Genomic DNA, 7,402 nt, shown 5'->3' on the forward strand with positions numbered 1-7,402 from the left:
CGGTTCTGTTCGGCCGAAATGCAGGCACTTCCGCGCAGACAGCATTTGCTGCGGGGCCCTTTCTCAGGTACCTTTGCGACGCTGCCATGACCGTGGCAATAGGTACTTTCCTGAGCCAGGCGTTCCATGCACTGCCCCTTCTGCCAACATGCCGATACCCGGGTCATCGACTCGCGCGTCTCCGAAGACGGCGCGACGATCCGTCGTCGGCGTGAATGCGAAGCCTGTGGCGAGCGCTTCAGCACCATGGAAACGGTGGAGTTGAAACTGCCCGCCATCGTCAAGAGCGATGGCACCCGTGAAGCATTCGACCAGCGGAAGGTCCGCGCTGGCTTCGACCGCGCGCTGCAGAAGCGTGCGGTGGCCGAAGACAAGATCGAAGCGGCGGTACGCGCCGTGGTCCATCAGCTGCGCATCAGCGGTGAGCGCGAAGTACCCTCGATCAAGGTCGGCGAGTTCGTCATGAACGAACTGCGCAAGCTCGACCATGTCGGCTATGTGCGCTTCGCGTCGGTCTACCGCAGCTTCGAGGACGTGGCCGATTTCCGCGAGGAGATCGAGAAGCTGGAGCGCGACCTGCCATCCAGTACCGAACAGCTGCAGCTGCTGGGCGACGTGATCGCCCTGACCAAGAAGAAGAAGGGCTGACGCCCCGGTAGATGCCAACCTTGGTTGGCACAGATATCTGCTTCGGTGGGTGCCAACCTTGGTTGGCACAGTGGCGCCCATCCACGCATGGCGTGGATCTACACCGCCACCAACGGCGCTACCATGGCCGCATGACCGCCCCGTTCTCCGTTCTCGACCACCTGCACATGGCCAACGCACTGCGTCTGGCCGAGCGTGCCGCCTACACCACCCGCCCCAACCCGATGGTCGGCTGCGTGATCGCCCACGGCGAACGCGTGGTCGGGCAGGGCTGGCACCAGCGTGCCGGTGGACCGCACGCCGAAGTGTTCGCGCTGCGCGAGGCAGGAAGCGAGGCGCGCGGTGCCACCGCCTACGTCACCCTGGAGCCTTGTGCGCACTACGGGCGCACACCGCCGTGTGCGCTGGCCTTGATCGAAGCGGGTGTGTCGCGCGTCGTTGCCGCGATGCGCGATCCGTTCCCGAAGGTCGATGGGGGTGGCTTCGATCTGCTGCGCAATGCCGGCATCGAAGTCGCTGAAGGGCTGATGGCGACGCAGGCACGTGAGCTCAACAAGGGCTTCCTGTCGCGTGTGGAGCGCAACCGGCCGTGGCTGCGGGTGAAGCTGGCGGTCAGCCTCGACGGTCGCACCGCGATGGCCGATGGTAGCTCCAAGTGGATCACCGGCCCGGCCGCGCGCGAAGACGTGCAGCACTGGCGCGCGCGCGCAGGTGCGATCCTGACCGGCGCCGAAACCGTGCTGGCCGACGATCCGATGCTGACCGTGCGCCTGGCGGACACCGAAGTGATGCCGCCACTGCGCGTGGTGCTCGATTCGCGCCTGCGTTCGCTCGAATGCAGCCGCGTGCGCGAGGGCGGGGCACCGACGCTGTACCTGCACGATGCTGCAGTGAGTGCACCGGATGCGGCCGATGCCGAATTCGCCAGCGTGCCCAGTGTTGACGGCCGTCTCGATCTTGGCGCGGTGTTGGCACTGCTGGCCGAACGCGGCATCAACGAGGTGCATACCGAAGCCGGCGCGACGCTGGCCGGTGCCTTGCTGCACGGCGGCTGGGTGGACGAACTGCTGCTGTATCAGGCGCCCACGCTGCTGGGCGATACCGGTCGCCCGCTGCTGGCTGGCCTCGGCATCGATGCCATGGACCAGCAGCGCCGCCTGCGCGTGGTTGACCAGCGTCAGGTCGGTGAGGACATCAGGCTGCTGCTGCGCCCGTGAGGGAATGACGCGAAGCAGGGGCGATGCCCTTGTCGTCAGGCTTCCTCGTCGTCTTCTTCGCCGACGGGGCACTGGCCCTTCCACTGCTGCTTCCACAGCCCATGCAGGTTGCGGCAGTACGCGCCCAGTGCCTCGCCCGGCAGTTTCCTCGCCTTCAATCGCAGCTGGTGACGGGTAAAACCGTCGTCGTACTCATGCGGCAATACCAGCACTGCGCACTGATCGTGATACATCAGGAACGCGTGGCAGTCGTCGTCTTCGCTCATCCACGCATCCAGCTGCCTGTCGCTCAGCAGGGTTGACTCGAAGGCAACCGCTGGGATGACCGAGAAGGTCGTAATCCTGGACTTGGGAGCTTTGGCTTGCCCGCACGCCACAAGCGCCAGCAGCGTCAGCAACATGACCATGGTCGACGTCGTGCGGTGTTTCATGCGGTTGCCCCGATGGAAGAGGGCAACAGCATTGACCATGCAGGCCACGCAGGGCCATGCAACGGTTCTGAAAGTGCGGCCGCCCTCGTCGTCGGCGACAATGAGCCGAGCGTGGGCTCGGCTCTACACGAGGCTCACGCGCACTCGTCGGTCCACATCATCTCGGCGATCGGGCGCAGTGCCTTGCACTCCTGCGTCATCTCATCGGCCGACTGCACCTGTGCCTTGGCCTTCAGCTCCTCGGCCATGGCGTCCACGCCGCTGATCTGGTCCGGTGCGACCTTCGCCACGCAGGCACGATGCTGCTGCAGCAACAGGTCGCAGCCCGGTACGCCGGTCACCTTCGGCGCGTTGGCCGCCTGCGCGTCCTGCATCCAGTCCTCGAACGGTGCCAGCGCACCGGCCACGGTGCCCACCAGGTCATCGAAGTTGCCGCTGTACCAGTAGCCGTTGTCCTTGGCCGGGTACAGGGTGAAGGTGCCGATGACCGGCACGCGCGCGCCACTCTGCAGCGCTTGGGTGTAGGCATCGGTGAACTGCTTGCGCGAGGCCGGGCTGGCATCGGATGCGAGGCTGGCGGCGAACAGCGGGCGCACCTTGCCCAGGTCGGGCAGCTGGCAGCTGAAGGTGATCCGTGCCAGCTTCTGGTCTTCAACGTATTCGTTGTCTTCGATCACGCTCTTGGTCGCGCGGCACTTCGAATCACGCAGCGCCTTGGCATACAGCGCTTCGGTGGCCGCAGCGTCGACCTTGGCGCCGGTGCTGGCGAGGACGGTCTGCCAGGGTTCGGCCAGCGCCTTGGCCAGCGCACCCGGGTTCGGGGTCACGGCGTCCTGGCCTTCGAATGCCGGTTTCAGTGCGTCGTTGAGCGTGCGCGTGGCGGCCGCGTCGTCTTCCAGCAGGGTGCGTGCATACAGGTCGAACGCCTGTTCGGGCGACAGCGTGGCCGGGGCGGCCGTGGCGATCAGCGGGGCGCACAGCAGCATGCTGGCCAGCAGAGTACGGGTGGGGGTCTTCATGACGGTGTTTTCCTGTTCCAGAGGCGCGCAAGCCTAGCGCATCTGCGTGGGCTTTCGATGGCGCTATGGGGTCACGTGGTCGTGTATGCCGGCCAAAAAAACGGGCCCCTTGCGGGGCCCGTTCGATCGCACCACGAGAAGCGATCGCTGGATCAGAAGCTGGCGCGGACGCCGGCCGAGTACTGGGTGACGTCGCGGTAGCCGGAGATCTCGCCCACCAGACCCCAGGTCCTGGTGAAGTTGATCTGGCCACCGATGGTGCCGACCCAGGTGCCCTTGTAGTTGTTGCCGCCGTCCATGTAACCGGCCTTGGCCCAGGCTTCGGTCATGCGCGACGGCTTGCCGCGGATGCCCATGGTGGCGCGGGCCAGGTTGGTGTGGTCCTTGTAGCGGTCGCTGTAGCCGTCATAACGATCGGTCAGCTCGGCGTTCTGGCGCACCCAGGCGATGTCGGCGGTGAAGTCGACGCGGTCGGTCCACGGCATGTGGTAGCCGATGCCCAGCTCCGGCTGATTCAGTTCAACCTTCAGCGAACCGTCGCTGTAGTGATAGGTCTTGCTGGTGCGCGACCAGCCACCGAACACGTAGACCTGTTCGGCGATGGCCACGGAGCCACGCAGGTAGCCGCCGTCGACCTTCGGGTCGTCCAGTGCGTTGTCGTCAACCTTGACCTGCGTCCAACCGCCTTCAACGTAGGTGTAGCTCAGGGCGTCGGCCGAAGCCGAGAGCGGGGCGGCGGCCAGCAGGGCGGCCACGATCAGCATCTTGCGCATGGGAATTCCTGTGAATTTCAGTCCTTTGGCGGGCATGCCCAGCGGGCTGCCCGTGGCGACCTCATGTCGTCCGGGGCAGAATTTTAATGAAAGTTTTACAAATTGCGAGCGACGGCCGTCACAGCTGTGGCATCCGACCCCGTTCAGCACGGGCTGGTACACTAGCCACGCCGGTTCGCCGGTACACAAACGTCTTCAGGGCGGGGTGCAATTCCCCACCGGCGGTAGGTGCGCAAGCACGAGCCCGCGAGCGCCCCGGCCCACGGCCGGGGGTCAGCAGATCCGGTCCAATGCCGGAGCCGACGGTCATAGTCCGGATGAAAGAAGACGGTGCCACAGGGCTCATGCCCTGCGTGCGCCTGTTTGCCTTGCGGCGTTTTTCGCTCACTTTTCGCGGAGAACGTTACTTGTTTACTGGAATCATCGAAGGCGTCGGCCGTCTGGCCGCACGCGAATCCATCGGCGGCGATGTCCGCTTCACCTTCAATGTCGGGACTCTGCCGTTCGACAACGTGCAGATGGGCGAGAGCATTGCCATCAACGGCGTCTGCCTCACCGTCATCGCATTCGACGCCAGCAGCTTCCAGGCCGATGCCTCCACCGAGACCCTGGGCCTGACCACGCTGGGCCAGCTGGGCGAGGGTGCGGTCATCAACCTGGAACGCGCCATGCGCCCGACCGACCGCCTCGGCGGCCATCTGGTCAGCGGCCACGTCGACGGCCTCGGCCGGGTGCTGTCCATCCACGAAGACGCGCGTGCCCAGCGTTGGCGTTTCGCAGCGCCGGCCTCGCTGCGCCGCTACATCGCCAAGAAGGGCTCGATCTGCGTGGACGGCGTCAGCCTCACCGTCAACGAAGTGGACGATGAAGGTTTTGAAGTCGCCCTGATCCCGCACACGGTGGCCAACACCGCCTTCTCCGCCGCAGGCGTGGGCAGCGCGGTCAATCTTGAAATCGATCTGGTCGCCCGCTACGTCGAACGCCTGATCAGCGTGCCGGCCAACGGCCAGCACCCGCATGGAGATGCAGCATGAATTTCGCCCCGATTCCGGAAATCCTGGAAGACATCCGCCTGGGCCGCATGGTCGTCATCGTCGATGACGAAGACCGCGAGAACGAAGGCGACCTGATCATGGCCGCCGAGCTGGTCAAGGCCAGCGACATCAACTTCATGGTCACCCATGGCCGTGGCCTGGTGTGCCTGCCGCTGAACCGCACCCGCGCCGCCGATCTCGGCCTGGCGCCGATGGTGCAGGCCAATACCGCGCAGTTCCAGACCAATTTCACGGTCAGCATCGAGGCCGCCGAGGGCGTCACCACCGGCATCTCGGCGCATGACCGCGCGCACACCATCCGTACCGCGGTGAAGCCCAACGCCAAGCCGTCGGACCTGCACCAGCCGGGCCACATCTTCCCGCTGATCGCTCAGCCGGGCGGCGTGCTGACCCGCGCCGGCCACACCGAGGCGGCCGTGGACATGGCCATGCTGGCCGGGCTGGAACCGGCCGGCGTGCTGGTGGAGATCCTGAACCCGGATGGCAGCATGGCACGCCGCCCGGAACTGGAAGTGTTCGCCCGCGAGCACGGTCTGAAGATGGGCTCCATCGCCGACCTGATCGCCTACCGCCTGGCCACCGAAAAGACCGTCGAGCGTGTGGACGAGCGCGAGATCGAGACCGAGTTCGGCCCGTTCAAGCTGGTCACCTACCGCGATCGCATCGCCCACGACGTGCATTTCGCCCTGGTGCGCGGCACCCCGGATGCCGAAACGCCGACCCTGGTGCGCGTGCAGGTGGAAAACCCGCTGGCCGACCTGCTGCACTGGCGCCGTGATGACTTCGGCGTGGCTGCCACCGATGCCCTGCGCGCGATCGATGCCGAAGGCGCCGGCGTGATGGTGGTGCTGTCGGCCCCGCGCGACGGCGAGGCCCTGCTGGCCCGCCTGCGGCAGCAGCCGGCGCCGGTGGTACCGGGCAAGGACAAGGACGTGAGCCAGTGGCGCCGCAATGGTGCTGGCGCACAGATCCTGTCCGACCTGGGCCTGGGCAAGCTGCGCGTACTGGGCACCCCGCGCCGCCAGATCGGCCTGGCCGGCTACGGCCTGGAAGTGGTGGAGACGGTGACCCTGTAATGGGTAGTGCCGGCCGCTGGCCGGCAATCACGGGGACTGCGGTTGCCGGCCAGCGGCCGGCACTACCGGTGGGTGGCGACCGTTGGTCGGCACGCCCCGGGCCCCCATCGGCCACGGCCGGGGCCCATCCACGCTAGAATTACCCCCTTATCGAGTCCCCCAAGCCGCATATGAGCCACTTCGAAGGCGATCTTCGCACTCCCGAATCGGCGCGCTTCGCCATCCTGGCCAGCCGCTGGAACGCCCGCATCACCGACACGCTGGTCGCTGGCGCCCGCCAGAGCCTGGCTGGCAACGGCATCACCGAAGCCAACATCGACGTGATCCGCGTGCCGGGTGCCTGGGAACTGCCGCTGGTGGCCGCGCGCCTGGCCGCCGCCCACGAACACGCCGCCATCCTTACCCTGGGCTGCGTGATCCGTGGCGATACCCGCCACTACGAGCACGTGGCCGATCGCTGCGCCGAAGGCCTGATGCGCGTGCAGCTGGACTTCGGCGTGCCGGTGCTGAACGGCGTGCTGGCGGTGGAACGCGTTGAAGACGCCGAGGCCCGCGCAGGCGGCAGCCACGGCAACAAGGGCGAGGAAGTCGCACTCGCCGCATTGGAAATGGTCAATCTTCTGGAGCAGCTGCCATGAACAAGAACACCCAGGGCAAGCCCTCCGGTAAACCCGTCCGCCGTGATGGCGTCGATCCGGTGCTGCGCTCGCGCGCGCGCCGTCGTGCTGTGCAGGCCGTCTACGCCTGGCAGATCTCCGGCGGCAACGCCCAGTCGCTGATCGCCCAGTTCGCCCACGAGCAGGCCCGCGAAATCGCCGACCTGGCGTACTTCGAAGCACTGCTGCACGGCGTGCTCGACAACCGCCGCGACATCGACGAAGCGCTCGGCCCGTACCTGGACCGTGGCATCGAAGAAGTGGACGCGATCGAACGCGCGGTGCTGCGCCTGGCGGCGTACGAGCTGCGCTACCGCTTGGACGTGCCGTACCGCGTGGTGATCAACGAAGCCATCGAATCGGCCAAGCGCTTCGGTTCCGAGCATGGCCATACCTACGTCAACGGCGTGCTGGATCGTGCCGCCGTGGAATGGCGCAAGGTCGAATCGGGTCACTGACCCACCTGTGGTAGTGCCGGCCGCTGGCCGGCAGCTGCAGGGATCCTGAGGTTGCCGGCCAGCGGCCGG

Annotated in this window: 9 protein-coding genes and 1 riboswitch; of the genes, 6 read left to right on the plus strand and 3 right to left on the minus strand. The window is 66.5% G+C overall.

The annotated features are described in order from the left end of the window. Nucleotides 1-126: 126 nt before the first annotated feature. A complete protein-coding gene (nrdR, locus tag ACMZ91_RS20220; protein WP_004143350.1) occupies nt 127-648 on the plus strand; it encodes a transcriptional regulator NrdR in 522 nt (173 codons plus the stop codon). 131 nt (nt 649-779) lie between these two features. Further along, nucleotides 780-1,865, plus strand: a complete 1,086-nt coding sequence (gene ribD / locus ACMZ91_RS20225) for a bifunctional diaminohydroxyphosphoribosylaminopyrimidine deaminase/5-amino-6-(5-phosphoribosylamino)uracil reductase RibD (RefSeq protein ID WP_049462849.1) — start codon at nt 780-782, stop codon at nt 1,863-1,865. A 35-nt stretch (nt 1,866-1,900) separates the two neighbouring features. On the opposite strand, the gene ACMZ91_RS20230 is transcribed toward ribD, so the two are convergent. The 3 genes from ACMZ91_RS20230 to ACMZ91_RS20240 form a co-directional block, all read right to left on the minus strand. Further along, entirely contained in the window at nt 1,901-2,335 is a 435-nt protein-coding gene (locus tag ACMZ91_RS20230) for a hypothetical protein (RefSeq protein ID WP_223224668.1), read from the minus strand. Between the two features lie 95 nt (nt 2,336-2,430). Further along, the gene (locus ACMZ91_RS20235; RefSeq protein WP_049462850.1) at nt 2,431-3,315 is read right to left on the minus strand and encodes a hypothetical protein; all 885 of its coding nucleotides are present in this window, start codon (nt 3,313-3,315) and stop codon (nt 2,431-2,433) included. Nucleotides 3,316-3,467: 152 nt separating this feature from the next. After that, a complete protein-coding gene (locus tag ACMZ91_RS20240) occupies nt 3,468-4,088 on the minus strand; it encodes a hypothetical protein (protein ID WP_032128042.1) in 621 nt (206 codons plus the stop codon). Between the two features lie 187 nt (nt 4,089-4,275). Further along, nucleotides 4,276-4,421, plus strand: a riboswitch (FMN riboswitch). A gap of 74 nt (nt 4,422-4,495) precedes the next feature. Here ACMZ91_RS20240 and ACMZ91_RS20245 point away from each other — a divergent pair. The 4 genes from ACMZ91_RS20245 (at nt 4,496) to nusB (ending at nt 7,333) form a co-directional block, all read left to right on the plus strand. Continuing rightward, a complete protein-coding gene (locus ACMZ91_RS20245; protein ID WP_049462851.1) occupies nt 4,496-5,122 on the plus strand; it encodes a riboflavin synthase in 627 nt (208 codons plus the stop codon). Beyond that, a complete protein-coding gene (gene ribB, locus ACMZ91_RS20250) occupies nt 5,119-6,219 on the plus strand; it encodes a 3,4-dihydroxy-2-butanone-4-phosphate synthase (protein ID WP_049425006.1) in 1,101 nt (366 codons plus the stop codon). Before ACMZ91_RS20245 ends, ribB begins: the two co-directional genes overlap by 4 nt. Nucleotides 6,220-6,389: 170 nt before the next feature. After that, the gene (ribH, locus tag ACMZ91_RS20255; protein WP_005408061.1) at nt 6,390-6,857 is read left to right on the plus strand and encodes a 6,7-dimethyl-8-ribityllumazine synthase; all 468 of its coding nucleotides are present in this window, start codon (nt 6,390-6,392) and stop codon (nt 6,855-6,857) included. After that, on the plus strand, nt 6,854-7,333 hold the full coding sequence (gene nusB, locus ACMZ91_RS20260; RefSeq protein WP_049462852.1) for a transcription antitermination factor NusB: 480 nt from the start codon (nt 6,854-6,856) through the stop codon (nt 7,331-7,333). The genes ribH and nusB overlap by 4 nt, the downstream gene beginning before the upstream one ends. Nucleotides 7,334-7,402: the final 69 nt, after the last annotated feature.

Origin of the sequence: Stenotrophomonas sp. FR024, from assembly GCF_047500745.2 — a bacterium.
In the GTDB taxonomy this organism is placed as follows: Bacteria; Pseudomonadota; Gammaproteobacteria; order Xanthomonadales; family Xanthomonadaceae; genus Stenotrophomonas; species Stenotrophomonas maltophilia_A.